The sequence below is a fragment of the Methylocystis borbori genome (assembly GCF_036576025.1).
Taxonomy (GTDB): domain Bacteria; phylum Pseudomonadota; class Alphaproteobacteria; order Rhizobiales; family Beijerinckiaceae; genus Methylocystis; species Methylocystis borbori.
In genome coordinates this window covers 1-547 of record NZ_JAZHYN010000104.1, presented here as the reverse complement: position 1 = coordinate 547, position 547 = coordinate 1, and the positions used below count along the sequence as shown (strand labels likewise).

The 547-nt window shown below is 67.1% G+C and carries 1 protein-coding gene; it reads left to right on the top strand.

Features of this window, described 5'->3' with window-relative positions:
• Positions 1-543, top strand: a 543-nt coding sequence (locus V3H18_RS16595; RefSeq protein WP_332083187.1) for a pyridoxal-phosphate dependent enzyme, incomplete at its 5' end; no start/stop codon positions are given.
• Positions 544-547: the final 4 nt, after the last annotated feature.

Sequence of the window (547 nt, the reverse complement as noted above, 5' to 3'; positions counted from 1 at the left end):
GCCGACGAACTCGTCGGCCAAAACCCCGGCGCGGTCATTCCGCAGCAGTTCGAAAACCCCGCCAATCCCGAAATTCACCGCCTCACCACGGCGGAGGAAATCTGGAGCGACACGCAGGGCGAAGTCGATTATTTCGTCTCCGGCGTCGGCACCGGCGGCACCATCACCGGCGTCGCCCAGGTGTTGAAGCCGCGCCGGCCGAGCCTGCGCGTCGTCGCAGTGGAGCCGGAGGATTCGGCGGTGCTGTCGGGCCGTCCGCCCGGCCCGCACAAGATCCAGGGCATTGGCGCGGGCTTCGTGCCGTCGATCCTCGACCGGTCAGTGATCGACGAAATCATCACCGTGGGCAATCCGACCGCCTTCGAGACGGCGCGCCTCGTCGCCCGCATCGAGGGCGTGCCGGTCGGCATCTCGTCCGGCGCAGCGATCGCCGCCGCGCTCGAAATCGCCTCCCGCCCCGAGGCCGAAGGCAAGAACATCGTCCTCATCATCCCTTCCTTCGCCGAACGCTATCTCTCAACCGCCCTCTTCGAAGGTTTGTGAGCGG